The sequence below is a fragment of the Pseudomonas sp. NPDC090203 genome, from assembly GCF_044746765.1.
Lineage (GTDB): Bacteria > Pseudomonadota > Gammaproteobacteria > Pseudomonadales > Pseudomonadaceae > Aquipseudomonas > Aquipseudomonas putida_AD.
On the sequence record NZ_JBIVCV010000001.1, the window covers coordinates 494,445 to 516,267 of the forward strand.

General features: G+C 61.8%; 23 protein-coding genes. 2 read left to right on the forward strand and 21 right to left on the reverse strand.

The features are described from left to right. Window position 1: 1 nt before the first annotated feature. The 8 genes from ACIPO9_RS02220 to ACIPO9_RS02255 form a co-directional block, all read right to left on the reverse strand. Window positions 2-622, reverse strand: a complete 621-nt coding sequence (locus tag ACIPO9_RS02220) for a phosphoribosylanthranilate isomerase (RefSeq protein ID WP_274132182.1) — start codon at window positions 620-622, stop codon at window positions 2-4. A gap of 57 nt (window positions 623-679) precedes the next feature. Beyond that, window positions 680-1,504 (reverse strand): tRNA pseudouridine(38-40) synthase TruA, encoded by an 825-nt coding sequence (gene truA, locus ACIPO9_RS02225; RefSeq protein ID WP_274132332.1) that lies wholly within the window; start codon window positions 1,502-1,504, stop codon window positions 680-682. Between the two features lie 310 nt (window positions 1,505-1,814). Beyond that, window positions 1,815-4,583 (reverse strand): FimV/HubP family polar landmark protein, encoded by a 2,769-nt coding sequence (locus tag ACIPO9_RS02230; protein WP_400778637.1) that lies wholly within the window; start codon window positions 4,581-4,583, stop codon window positions 1,815-1,817. A 116-nt stretch (window positions 4,584-4,699) separates the two neighbouring features. Next, the gene (locus ACIPO9_RS02235; protein ID WP_400778640.1) at window positions 4,700-5,710 is read right to left on the reverse strand and encodes an aspartate-semialdehyde dehydrogenase; all 1,011 of its coding nucleotides are present in this window, start codon (window positions 5,708-5,710) and stop codon (window positions 4,700-4,702) included. A gap of 85 nt (window positions 5,711-5,795) precedes the next feature. Beyond that, a complete protein-coding gene (locus ACIPO9_RS02240; RefSeq protein ID WP_274132185.1) occupies window positions 5,796-6,359 on the reverse strand; it encodes a DUF1285 domain-containing protein in 564 nt (187 codons plus the stop codon). Window positions 6,360-6,369: 10 nt separating this feature from the next. After that, window positions 6,370-6,975 carry a DUF4823 domain-containing protein gene (locus ACIPO9_RS02245; RefSeq protein ID WP_274132186.1) on the reverse strand — a complete coding sequence of 202 codons (606 nt, stop codon included), beginning with the start codon at window positions 6,973-6,975 and terminating at the stop codon, window positions 6,370-6,372. A gap of 665 nt (window positions 6,976-7,640) precedes the next feature. Then, window positions 7,641-8,609, reverse strand: coding sequence for a GTP 3',8-cyclase MoaA (locus ACIPO9_RS02250; protein ID WP_400604027.1), 969 nt, complete (start codon window positions 8,607-8,609; stop codon window positions 7,641-7,643). 107 nt (window positions 8,610-8,716) lie between these two features. Beyond that, window positions 8,717-9,379, reverse strand: a complete 663-nt coding sequence (locus ACIPO9_RS02255) for a TetR/AcrR family transcriptional regulator (protein ID WP_400604029.1) — start codon at window positions 9,377-9,379, stop codon at window positions 8,717-8,719. A 78-nt stretch (window positions 9,380-9,457) separates the two neighbouring features. Between ACIPO9_RS02255 and ACIPO9_RS02260 the strand changes: the two genes are divergently transcribed. Beyond that, on the forward strand, window positions 9,458-10,591 hold the full coding sequence (locus ACIPO9_RS02260; RefSeq protein WP_400778643.1) for an aminotransferase class V-fold PLP-dependent enzyme: 1,134 nt from the start codon (window positions 9,458-9,460) through the stop codon (window positions 10,589-10,591). A gap of 229 nt (window positions 10,592-10,820) precedes the next feature. On the opposite strand, the gene ACIPO9_RS02265 is transcribed toward ACIPO9_RS02260, so the two are convergent. From ACIPO9_RS02265 to ACIPO9_RS02325, 13 genes are all read right to left on the reverse strand, one after another. Further along, entirely contained in the window at window positions 10,821-11,612 is a 792-nt protein-coding gene (locus ACIPO9_RS02265; RefSeq protein WP_400778646.1) for a TatD family hydrolase, read from the reverse strand. A gap of 14 nt (window positions 11,613-11,626) precedes the next feature. Continuing rightward, on the reverse strand, window positions 11,627-11,983 hold the full coding sequence (locus ACIPO9_RS02270) for a PilZ domain-containing protein (RefSeq protein WP_037011754.1): 357 nt from the start codon (window positions 11,981-11,983) through the stop codon (window positions 11,627-11,629). A 43-nt stretch (window positions 11,984-12,026) separates the two neighbouring features. Next, window positions 12,027-13,013: a DNA polymerase III subunit delta' gene (locus tag ACIPO9_RS02275; RefSeq protein ID WP_274132191.1), complete on the reverse strand. Its 987-nt coding sequence runs from the start codon at window positions 13,011-13,013 to the stop codon at window positions 12,027-12,029. Further along, window positions 13,006-13,650, reverse strand: coding sequence for a dTMP kinase (gene tmk, locus ACIPO9_RS02280; protein ID WP_274132192.1), 645 nt, complete (start codon window positions 13,648-13,650; stop codon window positions 13,006-13,008). The genes ACIPO9_RS02275 and tmk overlap by 8 nt, the downstream gene beginning before the upstream one ends. Before the next feature lie 19 nt (window positions 13,651-13,669). Next, window positions 13,670-14,941: an endolytic transglycosylase MltG gene (gene mltG, locus ACIPO9_RS02285; protein WP_400778649.1), complete on the reverse strand. Its 1,272-nt coding sequence runs from the start codon at window positions 14,939-14,941 to the stop codon at window positions 13,670-13,672. A 3-nt stretch (window positions 14,942-14,944) separates the two neighbouring features. Beyond that, on the reverse strand, window positions 14,945-15,763 hold the full coding sequence (gene pabC, locus ACIPO9_RS02290) for an aminodeoxychorismate lyase (RefSeq protein ID WP_400604038.1): 819 nt from the start codon (window positions 15,761-15,763) through the stop codon (window positions 14,945-14,947). Continuing rightward, a complete protein-coding gene (gene fabF, locus ACIPO9_RS02295; protein WP_400778652.1) occupies window positions 15,760-17,004 on the reverse strand; it encodes a beta-ketoacyl-ACP synthase II in 1,245 nt (414 codons plus the stop codon). The genes pabC and fabF overlap by 4 nt, the downstream gene beginning before the upstream one ends. 107 nt (window positions 17,005-17,111) lie before the next feature. Further along, window positions 17,112-17,348, reverse strand: coding sequence for an acyl carrier protein (gene acpP, locus ACIPO9_RS02300; RefSeq protein WP_003175607.1), 237 nt, complete (start codon window positions 17,346-17,348; stop codon window positions 17,112-17,114). A 186-nt stretch (window positions 17,349-17,534) separates the two neighbouring features. Continuing rightward, on the reverse strand, window positions 17,535-18,272 hold the full coding sequence (gene fabG / locus ACIPO9_RS02305; protein WP_274132196.1) for a 3-oxoacyl-ACP reductase FabG: 738 nt from the start codon (window positions 18,270-18,272) through the stop codon (window positions 17,535-17,537). Between the two features lie 16 nt (window positions 18,273-18,288). Beyond that, complete coding sequence (gene fabD / locus ACIPO9_RS02310) at window positions 18,289-19,227, reverse strand: ACP S-malonyltransferase (protein ID WP_400778655.1); 939 nt, start codon at window positions 19,225-19,227, stop codon at window positions 18,289-18,291. A 129-nt stretch (window positions 19,228-19,356) separates the two neighbouring features. Further along, a complete protein-coding gene (plsX, locus tag ACIPO9_RS02315) occupies window positions 19,357-20,364 on the reverse strand; it encodes a phosphate acyltransferase PlsX (protein WP_400778658.1) in 1,008 nt (335 codons plus the stop codon). Between the two features lie 4 nt (window positions 20,365-20,368). Further along, entirely contained in the window at window positions 20,369-20,551 is a 183-nt protein-coding gene (gene rpmF, locus ACIPO9_RS02320; RefSeq protein WP_003179396.1) for a 50S ribosomal protein L32, read from the reverse strand. A 13-nt stretch (window positions 20,552-20,564) separates the two neighbouring features. Beyond that, window positions 20,565-21,092 carry a YceD family protein gene (locus ACIPO9_RS02325; protein WP_274132199.1) on the reverse strand — a complete coding sequence of 176 codons (528 nt, stop codon included), beginning with the start codon at window positions 21,090-21,092 and terminating at the stop codon, window positions 20,565-20,567. Between the two features lie 106 nt (window positions 21,093-21,198). Here ACIPO9_RS02325 and ACIPO9_RS02330 point away from each other — a divergent pair, with 106 nt between their 5' ends. Then, window positions 21,199-21,777, forward strand: coding sequence for a Maf family protein (locus tag ACIPO9_RS02330; protein ID WP_400778660.1), 579 nt, complete (start codon window positions 21,199-21,201; stop codon window positions 21,775-21,777). The last annotated feature ends 46 nt before the right edge of the window (window positions 21,778-21,823 follow it).

Sequence of the window (21,823 nt, forward strand, 5' to 3'; positions counted from 1 at the left end):
ATCACGCCCCATGGACCGCGCTCATGAACGCACGGATCTTGTCGTGATCCTTGATGCCCCGGGACATTTCTACCCCGCCGCTGACATCCACCGCGTAAGGCCGTACCTGTGCGATGGCCTGAGAGACGTTAGCCGAAGTCAGCCCGCCCGCCAGGACGATGGGTTTGCTCAATTGCTTTGGAATCAGCGCCCAATCGAAAGTTTCGCCGGTACCACCAGGCACGCCCGCGACGAAGGTGTCGAGCAGGATGCCGCTGGCCTTGTCGTAAAGAGCACAACTGGCGGCGATGTCGTCACCGGCCTGCACCCGCAGGGCCTTGATCCATGGCCTGCCGTAGCCTTCGCACTGCTCGGGGGTTTCATCGCCGTGGAACTGGATCAGGTCCAGGGGCACCACTTCCAGCAACGCCTTCAGCTCCTCGCGGTCAGCGTTGACGAACAGCCCGACCGTACTGATGAAGGGGGGCAACTGGGCAATGATGCGCTGTGCCTGCTCGATGGTGACCGCCCGCGGGCTCTTGGGATAGAACACGAAACCGATCGCATCGGCACCCGCCTCGACAGCGGCCAGCGCGTCTTCTATGCGGGTAATCCCGCAGATCTTGCTGCGAACGGCTGACATGTGGTGAAGGCCTCAGACGACGAAAGTCCCGGATGGTAGCAAATGCTTGTGTAGGCGTCAGCCGTCCAGTTCCGAGAAACCTGTCAGAAAATGCGGCCCGATGTAACGCTCGGGCAACGGGAACTCGTCACGGTACTCCACCTGCACCAGATACAGCCCGAACGGATGCGCCGTCACGCCGCCTGTTCGACGCACCCGGCTCTCCAGCACTTCACGGGCCCATTCGATGGGCCGCTCCCCTGCCCCGATGGTCATCAGTACACCGGCGATGTTGCGCACCATGTGATGCAGGAAGGCATTGGCGCGAATGTCGAGCACGATCATCTTGCCGTGGCGGGTCACCCGCAGATGGTGCAGCTGCTTGATCGGCGACTTGGCCTGGCATTGCCCGGCACGGAACGCGCTGAAATCATGGGTGCCCACCAGATACTCAGCCGCCAGCGCCATGCGCTCGACGTCCAGTGGACGGTGGTTCCAGGTGATTTCCTGGCCCAGGTGCGCCGGACGAATCTGATCGTTGTAGATGACGTAGCGATAACGCCGGGCAATGGCCTTGAAGCGTGCGTGAAAGTGCGCAGGCATCTCCTGGGCCCAGGTGACGCTGATGTCATGGGGCAAGTTGATGTTGGCGCCCATGGTCCAGGCCTTCATGGTGCGCACCGCCTGGGTGTCGAAATGCACCACCTGGCCACAGGCATGCACGCCCGCATCGGTGCGCCCGGCGCACATTAGGGATACCGGCGAATCGGCGACCCTGGACAGTGCATTCTCCAGGGTTTCCTGAACGGTCAGCACGCCGGTGGACTGACGCTGCCAGCCGCTGTAGCGAGAACCTTTGTATTCAACGCCCAGGGCGATTCGGAAAAAGCCTTCGGCGGCCATTTCGGCGGCCGCGGTCTCTGCCTGAGTATCTGTAGTTGCCAAGAGCTTGAAGCCTGTCGATGTGCGCAAGGGCGGCCATTATACGGATGGCGGCGAAAGACGCCATTCTCAAACGGCTACCACACATCCCGTAGCAGCACGGCTTGCCGGGGGGGACGATATGCCTGCCCCTGCATGGGTGACTGACACACCGCTCCCGCCGGCAAGCCGTGCTGCTACGGGGCGTGATGGGCCGTGCAGGGAACGGAGGTGAGGCTGAAAACGAAAACGACCGCCGAAGCGGTCGTTTTGCAGCGCAGATAATGCCCGATCAGGCCAGGCGCGAAAGCATCTCGCGGGCCTCGGTTTTCTGCCCGTCATCACCTTCGGCCACGACTTCATCGAGGATGTCGCGGGCGCCGTCGGCGTCGCCCATTTCGATGTAGGCCCGGGCCAGGTCCAGCTTGGTCGCCGCCTCGTCGGTGCCGGACAGGAAGTCGAACTCCGGCTCGTCGTCGGCTGCCAGTGTATCCTCGGTGAACATCGCAGGATCATCGAACGGCTTGGCCATCGGCGGCTGTTCCAGGCTCTGGGACAGCCGCTCGAGCTCGGCGTTGACATCATCGATTTCCGAAGCGAACGCCGCAGAGGCGTGGTCGGTTTCCATCTCGTCGGCCAGCGACAGATCGAAATCGGCCGGCAATTCCAGTTCGTCATCGACCGCCGGTTTGCTCGCACCCAGATCAGCCGTCTCCTCTAATGGCGGCAGATCGCGCAGATCGTCTTCCAGGCCCAGCAGATGGTCGTCTTCGGCCTTGAGCTCAGGCTGATCCTCGGCAAGGTTCAGGTCGAAGTCCGCCAGATCATCGGGCTCAACGGCCTTGGCTTCGGTCTGCTCGCGCAGGATCGAATCGAAATCCAAGTCATCGGGGGTCGAACCACCGAATGGCGCGTCCAGATCCAGATCGTCCAGCCCGGCATCAGCCACTGGCGTCTCGTGCGCCGGGGCCGGCGTGGGGCTTTCCAGATCATCCAGGCTCAGGTCGAACGCGGTGTCGAAATCTTCAGGCGCCTCTGTCACTGGCTCGCTGACCGGTTCAGCGGCCGCTTCAGGCTCGGACTTGTCGTTGAGCAGGTCCTCGACGTATTTGGCGTCCATCTCCGCCGCCAGCGCAGCGGCCGCCGCGACACCCGCTGCCGCCGCTGCAGCAGCAGCCATCGCCGGGTAGCGGGTTTTCAGTTGTTCGACTTCAGCGTGGTTCTTGCCGGTCGCGACCAGTTGGCGCTCCTGGGCAACGAAACCGGACTTGTTGTCCTGCTGGGCGTAGATCTCCATCAGCTTCAGACGCAGGTCACTGCGCTGCGGCTCTTCCTTGATGGCTTCTTCGAGCAGCGCTGCGGCCTGGTTGGTGCGGCCATAAGCGATGTGGATCTCGGCTTGTACCAGTACATCCGCCGGGCGTTCGCGGGTCGGCTCAATGATGACGGCCGCCAGCGGTGCCTGCTTTACCGCAGGCGGAGGAACCTCCAGACCCTCGAAACTGCTTTCGGGCATGTCCATGTCGGCGGCGAAATCGGACTCTTCGGCCAGTGCGCGGGCCATTTGCCGATGCTTCTCGGCCTCGATCAGCGCATTGCGGCGACGGGCCAACAGCAGCAGGAGCAACAGCAGCACCAGCAGCGCACCGCCACCGATGATGCCCATCAGCAGCGGGCTTGCGAGAATCTTGTCCAGCGCACTGCGGTCATCCGGTGCGGCTGCATCCGGCGGCACCACCAGCGGCTGATCCGGGGTGGCATTGCTGACTTTGGCGCCATCGACCGGCAGCGCATCCTCCGGCGCGATTTCGTTCGGCGGTTTGCCAGCGGTGTCGGGTGCTGCGGGCTTGGGGACGATCTCGGCAGGCATCGCCGGGTTCGCAGCGTTGTTCGGGTTGGTCACACTGTTGGGGCTGACGGTGCTGGCAGCGTTGTCCACCGGCGGCGGAACGGCGGCACCTGCGGCCTGCATCTTGGCCAACTGGTCGTTTTTCAGCTGGATCAGGCGTTGCAGTTTGTCGACCTGGCTTTCCAGATCGCTCATGCGGCTTTTCAGTTCGGCGTTGTCGCGGCGGGTGCTGTCCAGACTCTCCTGGGTGGTCGCCAGCTGATTGCTCAGTTCGGCGTTGTCCCCTGCCGCACCTTTGGCGCCCGGCTTGTTGGCCGAGACCAGGCTGAGGTTGTCCTTGGCTTCGATCTGCGACGGCGCAGCGCCGGCACGCTCGCGACGGGTGGCATCGACCTGACGCGCGCCCGTTGGCAGGCGACGGCCTTCACGCCAGGCACGGTTCTGCTCGGCCACTTCGGCCACGGCACGCGGTTGTGGCGTGGCGCTGACTTCCTGCGGGGATGGCAGGCGCAACACCTGGCCTTTCTTCAGGCGGTTAATGTTGCCTGCAATGAAGGCATCCGGGTTGAGCGCCTGGATCGCCAGCATGGTCTGCTGGACCGTACCGCCGTTGCGCACGCGCTCGGCGATTTCCCACAAGGTGTCGTTGTTGGCGGTGGTGTACTGGGTGTATTTGGGTTCGGCCGGCGTTGCCGGTGCAGGCGTCGGTGCAGGCGCCGGAGCTTGTGCGGCGGGTGCCTGTGCCGGCGCGACTGCCGGTGCGGTAGACGGCAGTTGCGCCGCGGCTGCAGCGGCTGCGGCCTGCGGCAGCACTTTGGGCGGATCCAGCAGCAGGCTGTATTCGCGCAGCACCCGGCCGTTCGGCCAGAGCACCTGCACAAGGAATTTCACGTAAGGGTCACGAATGGGCTTGGTCGAGGTGATGCGCAAGACGCTCTTGCCAGCAGGATTGACAACCGGGGTGAACGTCAGGTCGTCGAGGATCGCCATGCGGCCAACACCCGCCTGGGCGAATTCAGCTGAGGTCGCCAGGCTCGGCACCACTTGCGCCGAGTTCAGGTCCTGCACCTGTGTCAGTTCGATCTCGGCCAGCAGCGGTTGATTCAGGCTCGACTTGACGGTCAGCCCGCCCAAGCCAAGCGCCTGGGCCATCCCGGATGACAGCGCCGAAGCCGCAGCGATTGCTAAAACCAGTTTACGAACCTGAACCATAGCCCATCCCTTGTTTAAAATTTCCCCGGCGAGCGAGAAGATAAAGCCTGCTAGGGCGTAGGGCGTGTCAACACGCCACAGCTAGAATGATTCTTTGAATTGTGGGCAAGTATCTTTTACGAAACATCTTTTATCAACAATTCAGCCACCTGCACAGCGTTCAACGCCGCGCCCTTGCGCACATTGTCGGACGTCACCCAGAAATTGAGCTCACAGGCGTCGTCGACTCCCTCGCGCAAACGTCCTACATAGACAGCGTCCTGTCCTACAGCGTCACCGACCGGAGTCGGATAATCGCCAGCGTCTACCAGGTCGATTCCATCGGCAGCGTCCAGCGCGGCACTGATGGCAGCGATGTCCACCGCACTGGTGGTCTGTACCGACACGCTCAAGCTATCGCCGAAAAACACCGGGACTTGAATGCAGCTCACGCCGACCTTGATTAAAGGCAGCGACAGCAACTCGCGCAACTCGCTGACCAAACGTTTTTCAAGGGGCACATGGCCTTGCGCGTCCGGGGCGCCGACCTGAGCGAGCAGGTTGAAGGCCATCTGCCGGTCAAACACCTTGGGTTCCAGCGGGCGCATGTTCAAAAGTTCGGCGGTCTGGCGCGCCAGCTCCGTCACCCCTTCGCGGCCCTGGCTGGACACCGCCAGGCACGCCGTCACGCTGACCCGTTGAATCTCCAGCAAGCCGCGCAACGGCCCAAGCACCAATGCCAGCGCCGCCGCACTGGAACTTGGGCAGGCTACCTGGCATGGCTGACTCAAGCCCTGCAACACATCGCCATTGACCTCGGGCACCAGATTCGGCGCCTGCTCCACCGGCAGCCCGCCGGACAGATCGATCACCGCGCAACCGGCTGCAGTGGCCCGCGAGGAGTAGCTGCGGGTCACGGCTGCGCTGGCTGCAAAAAAGGCGATCTGTACCGTGCTGAAATCGAAGGCATCGACTTCCCGCACGCGAACGTTCTTCCCGCGCCAGGGCACCGAGCTGCCTGCGGACTCGGCGCTCGCCAACAGATGCAACTGGCCGACCGGAAAGTCGCGCTCCTGGAGGATCTGGACGATGGTTTCGCCGACAGTGCCGGTGGCGCCGATCACGGCGATGTCAAAGGACTGGCTCATGGAAAAACCTCAGAAAAATCGGGGGGCGGCACTTTAACCGCGAGATGAAGGCCAGGCAAATGGCCTGGCACGCGCTGCAAGTCGGTCAGGGCTCAAGACCGATGGGGAAAAACTCGCCATGACTCCACACACCGAGCCAGCGTTGCCCGTCGATCATGCGCGTTACCGCCAGATCCACCAACTGATAGAAGACGTTGCGATGAATCAGCGCTTCGAGATTGCTGCGCACCAGAATGTAGGGCGCAGGTTCCTGGGTGGCAGGATCGATGCTCACGCGCAGCGGATGCTCGGCGCCCGCCTGCACCTGGTCGTCGACGTTGGTGGTGAAGGTCAGCACCTGGGATTCGCCCGCGCCCTCGACCTGCAACAGCACGGCCACGAACGGGGCGTCGTCGACCTTGATGCCGACCTTCTCCACCGGCGTGATCAGGAAGTAATCATCGCCGTCGCGGCGAATGATCGTGGAAAACAGGCGCACCATCGGCTTGCGGCCGATAGGCGTCCCCAGATAGAACCAGGTGCCGTCGCGGGCGATACGCATGTCGATATCGCCACAAAAATCCGGGTTCCACAGATGCACAGGCGGCAAACCCTTGCCGGTCTTGGGTAATTGCGCCAACAAATCGTTGGCCTTGCCCGGACCACTCATACGTCGCTCCTCAGTGGGATTCCAGCCCCATAAGTGAACGAGCGTAAGCCTCCATGGGCGGTCCAAGCAAATCTTCAGGCTTGGTGTCGTAAAGTGTCAACAGGCCACCACGGCTGCGGATGCGCGCCGAGTCGATCAAATAGCGGGTGTTGGTTTCGATCAGCATGAGCTGGATCACGCCACTGTCGATGCCCAGACGGTCGACCGCTTCCTGGTCGGACCATTCGTCGAAGGTGCCGATGCGGTCGTCGGCCTTGGCGAAGCGGGTGTACAGCAGATAGTGCGCGCCAGCGGCCCGGGCCTCGGTCATCGCCTCGTCCAGCCCTTCCGGCGCACGGGCGCGGCGGACCATCGGGAAATACTCGACGAAGCCGTTGAAGGCCTCTTCGGCGACGACGTTCGGCCGCGGGTAGGCACCGCCGGGAGGCGCGAACGCACCCTGCGCGATGTAGATGAAAGAGTCCGGTTGCAGGCGGAAATTGTTGATCCGACGCGTCGAGCTGTGGTCCAGAAGACCCGCATCGCTGAGCTCGTCATGGGCACCCTGAGCCAGATCGCTGACGTGCATGCAGCCGCTCAAAGCCAAAAACGTCAGCAGTAAAACCAGGCTACGCATTATTTCCTCCAAAGTCCGGCGACGGAAAACCGGCGAATGGCCGGGTAATGCAGCTTTTGCGCCAGCTCTGGAAAAAGCCACCGATCCCGTAGCAGCACGGCTTGCCGGCGGGAGCGTCTACAAGATCGCCAACGCCGGCAAGCCGGACTGCTACGAGTGTGGTCACCTCAACCCCGTAGGAGCGCGCTTGCCCGCGATGGCGTTCTCGAGATCGCTCCCGCCGGCAAGCCGTGCTGCTACGGGGCGGTGTACAACCAAAGACTTTGATCTTGCTTTTGATCTTGGTGCGCGGTGGTACAGGCGCCGCAGAGCGCGACGTTAAGGCGCCAGGCCGAGCGCAGGTGTCGTGGAGGGGGATGAGCGGCATGGATGCCGCGAAAGCCGTGCGGGCCAGGGACGGCCCATCATGGCGTGCCCCCGGAACGGCGCCGGAGTCGAGGGAAGTCCGAAGGACCCCAGCCTGTCGCAATGGCTTTGCCTACTTTCCCCGTAAGGAAAGTAGGTCGCCCGTAAGGGGCGAAACCCTAACCCCCAACCACCGCCATAACGGATATACCCACAACAACGGCGTCACCCAAAGACGCGGAGCGTCGCACAATGCATTCCCACGCGGAGCGTGGGAACGATCATCTTCATGGCGTATGCCGCCGGGGACAGCCTCAGCCTCACCCGCCAATAATCTTCATCACCGTCGCCCCACCCGAAAACGCCACGGCCTGCTTGTCATCCAGCGCTTTTATCAACAGCCGCTGCAACGCCGGCAAGGCCTGATGCCGGGGTTTGTCGAACAGGTCGCCCACATAATGCCGGTTGCTCGATGACAGGCAGCCATGCAGCCACCCTGTCGAAGACAGCCGCAACCGCGAGCAGGTGCGGCAGAACGGCACGCTTTCGTTGGCGATCACGCCGAAATGACCTTTGCCCGGAATCCGGTAGCGCACCGCCGTCGCATCCACCGGCGCGTCGGCCTGGAGAAATTCGTGACGCTCGCCGATCAGTTCCAGCAACTGCCCAAGGCTGACGAACTGCTGGATGAAGCCGTTGCGGTCAGTCGCCAGATGCCCCATCCGCATCAGCTCGATGAAACGCAGCTCATAGCCGCGGGCCAGGCAGTAATCCAGCAGCGGCAGCACCTGATCCAGATTCTGCCCGCGCAGCGGCACCATGTTGACCTTGATACGGATCCCTGCCGCGCTGGCCTGCTCCATGCCATCGAGCACGGTCGCCAGGTCGCCGCCCCGCGCAATCGCCCGAAACGCGGAAGGATCGAGGGTGTCGAGCGACACATTGATCCGCCCAATCCCCGCCTCCAGCAACAAAGGCAGCTTGCGCGCCAGCAACTGCCCATTGGTGGTCAGGCTGATATCACCCAGCCCCATCTTCCCCACCTGTCCCATGAAACCTTCAAGACGCGGGCTCACCAGCGGCTCGCCACCGGTGATGCGCAATCGCTCGATGCCCGCCGCCTCGATCAGGTACTCCACGCCACGGGCCATCTGATCCGCCGACAGCTCGTTCTGCGCAGCCACCAGCCGCTTGCCGTCGGGCACGCAGTAGGTACAGGCATAGTTGCAGGCGGCCGTCAGACTGATCCGCAGGTTGCGGAAACGTCGGCCTTGGCGATCAACGATCATGGTGAACTCCGGGAAGAATGCAGCGAGCAAAAAGTTGACTCATAAATCAACTTTTTGCAAGGGTCATTCCGGACAGATCACATCAATGGCGAAGCGTCTGAGGTAACTCAGTTACCGAAGATTTCCGGCTTGAGGTCGTGACCAGCTTCAGGGTCGCGCTTGCGCTTGTTGCCCATGCGCACGCCGATGTCCATCAGGAACTGGAAAAAACCTTCCTGATCTTCCAGCACATTGCTCCAGAACGGCGAGTGGTACAGCGCCACCGCGCCATGCACCAGCGCCCACGCCGCGCAATAGTGGAAATACGGCGGAACGTCTTCGAGCTTGCCTTCGGTGATGCGGCCCTTGATAAGCAGCGTCAGGTGCTCGAAGTTCGAGGCGCGAATCTTGTGCAGTTGCTCGACCATCTCCGGAACCTGGTTGCCCTTGACCACTTTCTCTTCGAGGCGGTCAAACAGGCGGTAGCGTTGCGGATCGCGCATGCGGAATTCGAAGTAGGCCCGGGACAGCGCTTCCTTGTCCTTGTCGACGTCGGCCGAGTGCAGCAACTCGTTCAAATCGCGCTCGTAGTCGAGCATCAGGCGCAGGTAGATCTCCGCCTTGGATTTGAAGTGTTTGTAGATCGTGCCTTTGCCAATACCCACGGCATCAGCAATCATCTCGACGGTGACGCTGTCTTCACCCTGTTCGAGAAACAGCTTTAACGCGGTGTCGAGAATTTCCTGCTCACGGCGGCGAAACTCACGGACCTTACGAGGTTCTTTCTGCATAGGAAGAGGCTGTTCGGGTTCAAAATCGAAGCCGCACATTATGCCTAAATTGCGGCAAATTGCACGGAACATCCGACCATGTCTACGCTTCACGACGAATTCGCCCAAGCCCCGGATCTGCGTTATCTGAACCACGCAGCCGTCGGACCCTGGCCAAAACGCACGGCCATTGCCGTGCAAAAATTCGCTGAACAGAACGTTTTACAGGGCGCGCGGGACTATCCAGACTGGACCCGCGCCGAGTATCGCCTTCGTGAACGTCTGGCTCGCCTGCTGAACGCGCCATCGACCGATGACATCGCCCTGGTCAAAAACACCTCGGAAGCCCTGTCATTTGTCGCTTTTGGCCTTGACTGGAAAAGTGGCGACAACGTGGTCATCAGCGATGAGGAATTCCCCTCCAATCGCGTGGTGTGGGAAGCGCTCAAGCCACAGGGCGTCGAGGTCATCCAGGTCAGCCTCAAGGGCGAAGACCCGGAAGCCGCCCTGCTCGCCGCCTGCGGTCCTCGTACTCGCCTGCTGTCGATCAGCTCGGTGCAGTTTTCCACCGGCATGCGGCTGGACATCGAACGGCTCGGCCAGGGTTGCAAGCAGCGGCAGGTGTTGTTTTGCATCGATGCGATCCAGCATATCGGCGCCCTGCCCTTCGACGTTCAGGCGAGTCAGTGCGACTTCGCCATGGCCGACGGCCATAAATGGATGTGCAGCCCCGAAGGCTTGGGCGTTTTCTATTGCCGTGCGGAGTTGCGCCCGCAGCTCAAGCTTCACGAGTACGGCTGGCACATGCTGGAAAACTCCGGCGACTATGGCCGCAACGAATGGCAACCTGCTGCCAGCGCCATGCGCTTCGAATGCGGCAGCCCCAACACCTTGGGCGCCATGGCACTGGACGCCAGCTTGTCACTGCTGGAAGAAACTGGCATGGATGAGGTAGGAAAAGCCGTCATAGACCGCGTGAACTGGCTTGAGCAGGGTCTGGCGAGTATCAAGGGGGTGGTGCTGCATTCATCCCGACTGACCGAAAGGCGCTCGGGAATACTGACCTTCAGCCTGGATGCGAAGCCGGCTGCGCAGGTGTGGCAGGCGTTGATGCAAGAGCAGGTGGTTTGCCTGCCAAGAGGCCCTGGCATCCGCTTTTCACCGCATTTCTATACACAATCGCGGGTGATCGAAGAGACACTGGCCATTGTGCAGCGCATTGCCATGCTTTGAGGTATCAACAGGGAACTGGGTATTCCAAATCTGTTTAAAAAACGTACAGCAGCGCGCTGGACGCCAGCCGATTCTGGCTAATACTTAAATTCGCTGATGCGGCATCTCCCCCAAGTGCCAGCATCGGTAAAGGCACCAACGGATAGCGTGTCTTTGTTTTACTCCTAATGGTCTTAACCCGGATTCACCCCCCAGAACCCGGGTTTTTTTTGCCTGCGATTCGACGACCTCAGTCGCTGGCCTTCACCCGCGCCAAAGGAAACAGGCGCTTGAAGTTCTCAGTGGTCTGCTCGGCGAAGCCCTCATAGCTTTCGCCGCGCAGCATCGCCAGGAATTCAGCCACTTCACGCACGTACTGTGGCAAGTTGGGCTTGCCGCGATACGGGATCGGCGCCAGATACGGCGAATCGGTTTCCACCAGCAGGCGGTCCGCGGGCACTTTACTGGCCACGTCACGCAGGGCGTCGGCGTTGCGGAAGGTGACGATGCCGGAGAGCGAGATGTAATAACCCATGTCCAGCGCGGCCTTGGCCATGTCCCAGTCTTCGGTGAAACAGTGCAGCACGCCTGCCTGAGGCAAGGCCGCTTCACGCAGCAGGTCCAGTGTGTCGGATCGCGCGCCCCGGGTATGAATGATGACCGGCTTGCCCGTCTGGCTCGCGGCCTGCAGGTGCAAGCGGAACGAGGCCTGCTGCAGCTCGGCCGCTTCCGGCTCGTAGTGATAGTCCAGGCCCGTTTCACCGATGGCCACCACACGCGGGTGATTCAGCTCGTTGAGCAGCCACTCCAGTGCCGGCGCTTCGCCTGGCTTGAGGTCGAGGGGGTGAATGCCGACCGAGCAATCCACATCATCGAAGCGTTCGGCGAGCGCCTTGACGTCTGCCGCGTTGTCGGCGCTGACGCCGATACACAGAAAATGCCCGACGCCCCGTTCGCGCGCCGCCTGCAGGGCGTGATCGAGCGAGCCTGCGTGCTGGGTGAGATCGAGACGATCAAGGTGACAATGGGAATCTACAAGCATGGGGATCGCAGCACTTACATCGTATGGGTAGGACGGTCGGACTTCAGGGCGCCCGCCAGATAGTTTTCAATCATGTTTCGCGCGGTGTTGTCGCCGTCGTTGAACTGCACGCCGACCCCCGCCGCACGGTTGCCCTGGGCACCCTTGGGGGTGATCCAGGTGACCTTGCCCGCGACCGGGATCTTTTCCGGCTCGTCCATGAGGTTAAGCAACATGAACACTTCATCGCCCAGCTTGTAGCTCTTGCTGGTGGGGATGAACAGCCCGCCATTCTTGATGAACGGCATGTACGCGGCATACAGGACAGATTTGTCCTTGATGGTCAGGGACAGGATGCCATTCCGTGGACCCGGGCTCAGAGGCACGCTCATCTCAACTTCCTCGGTCAATACTGATGTCATGCAGATGGCCAGTCTAACCCTGTCCGGTGAGCGATGCCCACTGCACCAATAACGCTTCGAGCAACAGAACGCGGTTCAGGTTCGCTTTGGACAGCACTTTCTGACGCTGCAACAGCACCCAGTCCTGCATGGCGAGCACTTTACCCTGGGCCGACTTCTGCGCCAGATACTGCACCACCTTGCGCATGTCGGCCAGGCCAAGGCCGTCTTCATCCTGGGTCAACTGATAGCGCAGCACCAGGTTGGACCAGTCGCAGAACCAGTCGAACAGCAACAACAGCGGTACGTCCTTCCAGCCTTCGGCCAGTTGGGTGGGCGACTGCTGGCCCTTGAGCAGCTTTTTCACGCCATCGACCACCAGTGCGCGCTGTTCACGCACGCCTTGGGCCTGAAGCTTGACCGCCGCCAAGGGCGAACCTGCGGCCAGCGTCAGCAACTCGCGACGTTCTTCTTCGCTGCACTCAGGCAAGGCATCGGCCAGCCAGGCGACACTCATCGCCTCGCTCGGCAACGGACAGGCCTGCTGCACGCAGCGGCTCTTGATGGTAGGCAGCAAGCGGCTCGGCTGATGACTGACCAGCAACAGCACGGTATTGCCCGAAGGCTCTTCCAGGCTCTTGAGCAAGGCGTTGGCGGCATTGATGTTCATCGCCTCCACCGGCTCGATCAGCACCACCTTGCGCCCGCCCATCTGCGCGGTCTGGACCACGAAACTCACCAGATCACGAACCTGGTCGACCTTGATCGCCTTGTCCGCCTCTTCCGGTTCCAGCACGTAGTTGTCCGGATGGCTCCCTGCCGCCAGCAGCGAGCACGACTTGCAGTGCCCGCACGCCTCAAGCCCCTGAGGCTGCTGACACAACAAAAGCGCCATCAGACGCTCGGCCAGCGCGCGCTTGCCGATACCGGCCGGGCCATGGAGCAGATAGGCATGGGCGTGCTGAGTGCGACCGGCCAGTTGCTGCCAGAGGCTGTTCTGCCACGGATAGGCCTCAGCCATTCTGGCGGTCCGACATCAGCTTGAGAAGATCCGGGAGCATCACATCCAGCGACGCCTGTACCTGATCCAGCGGCAGCGCCGCTTCCACCAGGCGATAACGCTCGGGCGCGGCCTGGGCGCGATTCAGATAAGTGTTACGAACGGCTTCAAAGAACGCCCGGCCCTCTTGCTCGAAGCGGTCCAGCCGACCGCGAGCGGTGGCGCGGGCCAGGCCGATTTCCACCGGCAAGTCGAACACCAGGGTCATGTCCGGACGCAGGTCGCCCTGAACGAAGGTTTCCAGCGCGGCGATGCGCTCGACAGACAGGCCACGGCCGCCGCCTTGATAGGCGTAGGTGGCATCGGTGAATCTGTCACAGAGTACGACAGCACCGCGCGCCAGCGCCGGGCGGATGACACCGGCCAGATGCTGGGCGCGGGCGGCAAACACCAGCAGCAGCTCGGTGTCGGCGTCCATGGTTTCATCGCTGGGGGCCAGCAGCAGCTCGCGAATGCGTTCGGCCAGCGGCGTGCCGCCGGGCTCGCGGGTCAGCACCACGTCGATGCCATGGCTGCGCAGGCGCTCGGCCAGGTACTCGCGGTTGGTGCTTTTGCCAGCGCCTTCAGGCCCTTCCAGGGTAATGAACAAACCAGTCACAGGGCGTCCTTAATCAGATTCATTGCGGGCTCTGCCCGGCCTTCGTTTCGGCCTTGTCAGTTGCTTCGGGCGCAGGGTCCGGCGTCTCGGTCGCCGGCTTCTCTGGCTTGCTCGTGTCAGGCACCGGTTCAGACTCGGGAATCTGCGGCACCGAGGCCTCAGGCGCCGGAATCGGGGCTTCTGCCGGCTTTTCCGGGATTGCCTCAGGCGGCTGGGCAGCCTCGACAGCAGGCGCAGGCGCTGTCGTCGGCGCCGTCATCGGTGCAGGGCTTGAGCGGTAGTCGGCGCGGCGTTTGAGCTGGAATTCCTTCACCGCTGCGTTGTGCGCGTCCAGATCAGCCGAGAATACGTGGCTGCCATCGCCACGGGCCACGAAATACAGGCTGTTGCCAGGCACCGGGTTCATCGCCGCGTGAATCGCTTCGCGCCCCACCATGGCAATCGGGGTCGGCGGCAGGCCGGAAATGACGTAGGTGTTGTAGGGCGTCGCTTCCTTGAGGAATGCGCGGGTGATCTTGCCGTTGTAGCGCTCACCCAGGCCGTAGATGACGGTCGGGTCGGTCTGCAGCAGCATGCCCAGTTGCAAGCGGCGTACGAAAACCCCGGCGATCTGCCCACGCTCCTGCGGCACGCCGGTTTCCTTTTCCACCAGCGAGGCCATGATCAGCGCTTGATACGGGTCGACATAGGGCACGTCGGCTCCGCGCTTTTCCCACTCTTCCTGAAGGACATCGTCCAGGCGGTTGTAGGCTTGCTTAAGCAGTTCGGCGTCGGTCATGCCACGGGTGTAACGGTAGGTGTCAGGAAAGAACCGGCCTTCCGGGAAAACGTTGGGATGGCCGATTTTTGCCATCAGCTCGCTGTCGCTCAGGTTAGCCAGGGTCTGTTCAAGCTTGGGCTGCTTGCCCAGCGCCGCGCGAACCTGACGGAAATTCCAGCCTTCGACCAGCGTCAGGCTGTACTGCACCACCTCGCCGCGCTCCCACAGGCCCAGCAGGGACCGCGCATCCATCCCGGGGGTCATGCGGTATTCACCGCTGTGCAGCGCCTGGCCGGACAGGTTGAAGCGCCAGTACAGACGCAGCCAGAAGGCGTCCTTGATGACGCCTTCGGCTTGCAGGCGATTGAGCACGCCGGTAGGCGACGCGCCGGATTGCACATCGAGCAGTTGCTCTTGAGTCAGTTTCAGGGGTTGCTGCAGCGCGTTGTTCTGCTGCCAGTAGGCCAGACCCAGTAACAGCCCCGCCAGAACCACACCTGTTTCCAGCAAGACGAATAATTTTCGGATCACGAATCAGATATCCAGAAGCCCGCGAACAAGGTTTTGCAGTTTACGGGTGACAGGCCCGAGCGGCCAGTTGTGTTGCTCGAATCGGCGAACAGGCCAGATGCCATAGACGCTATTGCAGACAAAGACTTCGTCGGCCTTTTGCAGATCGGACAGTTGCAGGTCCAGTGCCCGCGCCGGCAGGTTGATCTGCTCGGCCTGCGCCAGCAGTTCGCCACGCATGACTCCGGCCACACCGCAACGGCTCAGGTCCGGGGTGAGCAATACGCCGCCCTTGACCAGAAACAGGTTGCTGTACACGCCTTCGATGATGCGCCCGGTAGTGTCGCGCATCAGGCCCTCGGCGTGCTCGGTATCGCTCCACTCGCTGCGGGCGATGACCTGCTCCAGCCGGTTGAGGTGCTTGAGCCCGGCCAGCAGAGGCTGTTCGGCGAGCCGCGTCCGGCAGGGAAACAACTTGATGCCCTGCTCCGCGTGCGCCGCAGGGTAAGCAGGCAGCGGGCTGCCTTGCAGGATACGGCGCGGTCGGGCATCGATGGCAGGCGCATAACCGCGCACGCCATCGCCACGGGTGACGATCAGCTTCATCACCCCTTCGACCAACTGCGCGGCGAACCCCTGGCACTCGCTCTCGATCAAGGCAAGATCGAGGCCCAGCGCCAGGCGTCGCCCGCCCAGCGCCAGGCGCTGCAGGTGACGCTCGAAAAGCAATGGCTGGCCAGCCTTGACCAGAATGGTCTCGAACAGGCCATCACCGTAGGCGAGCCCGCGATCCTTGACGGACAGCGAGTCGCCGGGCGCGCCATCGATCCAGCACAGCGTCATTCGGCGTACCGGCGGAACACCAGCGAGCCGTTGGTGCCACCAAAACCGAAGGAGTTGGAGACGACGATATCGATCGGCATGCGACGCGGTTCGTGCGGCACGAAGTCCAGATCGCAACCCTCGCCCGGCTCGTCCAGGTTGATGGTCGGAGGCGCCACCTGGCCGTTGATCGCCAGCACGCTGAAGATCGCTTCGATCGCGCCCGCCGCACCCAGCAGGTGGCCGGTCATGGACTTGGTCGAACTGACGGCCAGCTTGTAGGCGTGCTCGCCGAACACCGACTTGATCGCGTTGACTTCAGCCAGGTCACCGGCTGGAGTCGAAGTGCCATGAGCGTTGATGTACTGCACCTGCTCAGGGCTGATCTTCGCGTCACGGAGGGCGTTGGTGATGCAGCGTGCGGCACCTGCGCCATCTTCGGGAGGCGAGGTCATGTGGAACGCGTCGCCGCTCATGCCAAAGCCGATGATCTCGGCATAGATGGTCGCACCGCGCGCCTTGGCGTGCTCGAGCTCTTCGAGCACCAGCGCACCGGCACCATCGGACAGCACGAAGCCATCACGGCCCTTGTCCCACGGACGGCTGGCACGGGCCGGCTCATCGTTGCGGGTCGACAGTGCGCGCGAGGCGCCAAAGCCGCCCATGCCCAGGCCGCAGGCAGCCATTTCGGCGCCGCCGGCGATCATCACGTCGGCTTCGTCGTAGGCGATGTTGCGTGCTGCCATGCCGATGCAATGGGTGCTGGTGGTGCACGCCGTGGCAATGGCGTAGTTAGGCCCCTGTGCGCCCAGATGGATCGACAGGAAGCCGGAAATCATGTTGATGATCGAACCCGGTACGAAGAACGGGGAGATCTTGCCAGGCCCCTGATCCTGCATCAGGCGGGCAGTGTTCTCGATATTGGTCAGACCACCGATACCCGAACCCATGGCAACGCCGACGCGCTCACGGTTGGCATCAGTGATTTCAATACCGGCATTGCGCACTGCCTGAAAGCTGGCAGCCAGACCGTACTGGATGAAGAGATCAAGACGGCGCGCCTCTTTGGGCGACAGATATTCCTCGACCTTGAATCCCTTGACCGAGCCGCCAAAGCGGGTCGTGTAAGCCGAAAGGTCCGTGTGTTCGATGGGGCCAATGCCACTCTGGCCGGCCAGAATGCCTTGCCAGGTGCTGGGCACATCGTTGCCCAATGGCGTCAGCATACCCATACCGGTGACCACGACGCGTCTACGCGACACAGGACTCTCCTTATTTCTATTGACGAAACGCTGCCCTGCTTAAAGAAAAAACCGCACGCCTGAGGCAGTGCGGTTTTCCCATGACAGCAAGCGACGATTAAAAAGTCTTAAGCCTGGTGGCTAGTGACGTAATCGATAGCAGCTTGAACAGTGGTGATCTTCTCGGCTTCTTCGTCTGGGATTTCGGTCTCGAATTCCTCTTCCAGAGCCATTACCAGCTCAACGGTGTCAAGGGAGTCGGCACCCAGGTCTTCAACGAAAGAAGCAGTGTTGACCACTTCCTCTTCCTTGACGCCAAGTTGTTCGGCAACGATTTTCTTGACGCGCTCTTCGATGGTGCTCATACCGTGTTTTAACTCCTAGTGGACAAATTCGGGCAGCTGGCCGGTGGGTAAGTGTATAGAAGAGGTTTTGCGCTTTTCAAGCTCAACGCAATTCCCGCTACGCCCATCGACCCTCAACCCATTAATAGATTTCAGCTTTATAACGGATTTTAGACAGCCCGTATGACATTTTTTCGATACGGGAAGTCACATGTACATGCCGCCGTTCACGGGGATTGTAGCCCCGGTAACGTAGCCTGCACCTTCCGAGGCAAGAAAAGCGACCACATGCGCGATCTCTTCTGCCTGCCCCAGTCGACCCAGAGGAATCTGGGCCGTCAGGGAATCACGTTGTGCCTCAGGCAGCTCGCGGGTCATATCGGTATCGATAAAGCCCGGGGTCACCGAGTTCACGGTCACTGCCCGCGAGCCGACTTCACGCGCCAGTGCGCGGCTGAAACCTTCAAGGCCCGCTTTCGCGGCGGCGTAGTTTACTTGACCTGCGTTGCCCATGGCACCCACCACCGAGCCAATGCTGATGATACGGCCCCAACGCGCCTTGGTCATGCCGCGCAGAACGCCCTTGGACAGGCGATACAGGCTGTTCAGGTTGGTGTTGATGACGTCATGCCACTCGTCATCCTTCATGCGCATCATCAGGTTGTCACGGGTGATGCCGGCGTTGTTGACCAGGATCAACGGCGCACCAACGCGCTCGGTGATCTGTGCCAGCACGGCGCTGACCGACTCGTCACTGCCCACGTCCAGCGCCAGGCCGAAGCCTTCGACGCCGTTTTCCTTGAAATAGGCGGTGATCTTCTCGGCACCGGCTTCGGACGTCGCGGTACCCACGACAGTCAGACCGGCACGACCCAATTCCAGAGCGATAGCCCGGCCAATGCCACGGCTCGCGCCGGTGACCAGTGCAACTTTACCCTGACTCATGTGAGCGTCTCCCTAATCAGGCCAGCGCCGCGCGGGTGGCGGCGAAAGCGTCCGGTGTATTGAGGTTGTAGGTGTTGACGCCATCGGCGCAACGCTTGTTCAGACCTGCCAGCACCTTGCCCGGGCCGCACTCGACCAGTTGCAAGGCACCTTTGGCAGCCAGCGCCTGAACCGATTCGACCCAGCGAACCGGCTTGTAGAGTTGTTGCAGCAAATCGGTTTTCAGCGTGTCCAGATCGGCCGGCACGCTGGCCGTGACGTTCTGCACCAGCGGGATCTGCGGCGTCTGCCAGTCGATGGCAGCGACCGATTCAGCAAAACGCTCGGCAGCCGGACGCATCAGCTCACAGTGCGACGGCACGCTGACAGGCAGCGGCAGTGCGCGCTTGGCGCCCTTGGCCTTGCACAGTTCAATGGCGCGATCGACCGCCGCTCTGGCACCGGCGATCACGACCTGGCCCGGGGAGTTGAAGTTCACGGCGCTGACCACTTCACCCTGCGCAGCTTCGGCGCAGGCGGCGATCACGTCGGCGTCTTCAAGACCCAGGATGGCCGCCATGCCGCCCTGCCCGGCCGGCACGGCTTCCTGCATCAGTTGACCGCGGCGCTCCACCAGTTTGACCGCATCGCCCAGCGAGAGGCTGCCAGCGGCAACCAGCGCGCTGTATTCGCCCAGGCTGTGACCGGCGACGAACGCCGGACGCGCGCCACCTTCAGCCAGCCACAGGCGCCACAGGGCGATGGAGGCGGTCAGGATGGCGGGCTGGGTTTTGTCGGTCTGGTTGAGGTTTTCTTCCGGACCCTGCTGGGTCAGCGCCCAGAGGTCGTAGCCCAAGGCATCGGAGGCTTCTTTGAACGTATCCAGCACCAGCGGGTACTGCGCGCCCAGCTCGGCGAGCATGCCGAGGGACTGCGAGCCTTGGCCCGGAAAAACGAATGCGACGGAAGCAGACATGAACAAGCCCCTGATTATTGTCGTCAAAAACACACCCGAACGAACCGAATGTGAGTAAATTCAATGTGTTGCAACTGGTCAGTTGGATGACTGAGCAGTCACAGGCGTCACATATTAGCGCAAGACGGGCTACAGCAACTCTTCCAGACGCCCATGAAGGCGCTGTGGAAGGTTTTCCTGAATCTCGATCAGCGCCCGCTCGATGGCGCTCTGGAACCCCTGCACGCCCGCCGAGCCATGGCTCTTGACCACGATCCCCTGCAGGCCCAGCAGGCTCGCGCCATTGTGCCGCGCAGGCGCAAGATCCGCCTTGAGACGCTTGAGCAACGGCATCGCCAGCGCGCCTACCGCCCTGGAGAGCACATTCTGGCGGAACAATGTTTCGATTCTCTCACCGATCATGGTCGCCAGGCCCTCGCTCGATTTGAGCAGGATGTTGCCGACGAATCCGTCGCACACCACCACATCGGCCTCGCCACGGTACAGCCCGTCACCTTCGACGAAGCCCACATAGTTCAGCCCCGGCGCCGCCTGCAACAGGCTTGCGGCCAGCTTGACCTGCTGGTTGCCCTTGATGTCTTCGGTGCCGACGTTGAGCAGTGCGACCCTTGGTCGCGGCACTCCCAGCGCTTCGGCGGCCACCGAGCCCATCACGGCGAACTGATAGAGGTTCTCTGCGCTGCAATCGACGTTCGCCCCCAGGTCCAGCAACTGGCAGTAACCGGTCTGCGTCGGGATCGCCGCCACCATCGCCGGGCGGTCGATGCCGGGCAACGTCTTGAGCACGAAGCGGGAGAGCGCCATCAATGCGCCGGTGTTTCCCGCACTCACGCACGCCTTGACGTGACCTTCGGCCAACAGCCGCAGCGCCACGCGCATGGACGAATCCGGCTTGCCGCGCAGGGCCAGGGACGGACGGTCATCCATCGTGATCACTTCGCTGGCATGGACGACGTGCAGGCGTGAACGATCGACACCAGAGTGGTGGGCGATGAGCTCTTCAAGAAGGGAGGCGTGACCGACGAGGGTCAGGTGAAGCGAGGGGTGTGCGAGCAGGCAGGCAATGCTGGCCTGAACAATGTTGCGGGGACCGAAGTCCCCGCCCATTGCGTCGATCGCGATGACCGGAGCGGACAAGAAATTACTCGTCAGCGCCCTTGTCGATCACTTTACGACCACGGTATACGCCTTCTGGCGATACGTGGTGACGCAGGTGAACTTCACCAGTGGTCTTTTCCACGGACAGGGTGCTAGCCTCGAGCGCGTCGTGCGAACGGCGCATGTCACGGGCAGAGCGGGATTTTTTGTTCTGCTGAACAGCCATAATTGATTAACTCCTAAACGTTTGGGTCACGCTTTAACTGCGCCAATACACTGAACGGGTTGGACCGCGTTACCTCGTCCACGCTCGGTTCGGGCTCATCGGCGCCCGCCGGCTGCTGGCATTCTTTCGGATCATGAACAGGCACGATAGGCAAGGCGAGCAGAAGCTCCTCCTCGATTAGCGCCTTCAGATCCAATGGATCTTCGCCGAGTTCCAGCACGTCATAGCCTTTCGGCAACGACTGGGTATTTGCACCCTCCTTCACCACGGCGTAACTGCATTCGCTGTGGATCGGCAGGGTGACCAGCTCAAGACAACGCTGGCAAACCATTTTGACTTCGACGTCGATGTCACTGTGGATAACCACAGAGCGTCGCTCGTCTCGTTCAAAAACGAATTTCGCCTGCACTGTACCGAGATTGTCAGCAAGCGGGTCGCAGAGTCTCTCCAAATCGGCCAGCAGCAACTCCCCTTGAAGGGTAGTGCCGCGATCAGCCAATTTGCGCGGGTCAACGTGAGGTGGAATCGGGTCATTCAACATAGGCGCAGCATTCTAGGGACGAGCCCTGCGACTGTCAAAGGAAATTCAGGGCTGTTCGCAACCTGACCTGCTGATTACACTCGACTTTCATGTTTCGGAGAACCCCATGCTGCCTCTGCTCCTTGCCTCAAGCTCGCCCTATCGCCGGGAATTGCTCGAACGCCTGCGCCTACCGTTCGTCTGCGCATCGCCTGACATCGACGAAAGCCATCGTCCGGGCGAGTCTGCCATCGAACTGGTCAAGCGCCTGGCTTGCGAGAAAGCGCAGGCGCTGGCAGGGCGATTTGCGGGCCATCTTATCATTGGCTCCGACCAGGTGGCCGTGCTGGGCGAGCAGATTCTCGGCAAGCCTCACACCTTTGAACGCGCGCTGGAGCAACTGAGTGCAAGCAGCGGCAAGAGTGTGAGCTTCCTGACCGGCCTTGCGCTGTATAACAGCCAGACCGGGCAGTGCCAGGTCGATTGCGTGGCGTTTACCGTGCACATGCGCGAGCTGGACACCGACCGCATCGCGCGCTACCTCAATGCCGAGCAGCCGTATGACTGTGCAGGGAGCTTCAAGGCCGAAGGCCTGGGGGTGAGCCTGTTCCGCAGCACCGAAGGCCCGGACGCCACCAGCCTGATCGGCCTGCCTTTAATAAGGCTGGTGGATATGTTGCTGGCCGAGGGGGTCGAGATCCCCTGACCCAGCGACACCCTCAAGACCGCTCCCGCCGGCAAGCCGTGCTGCT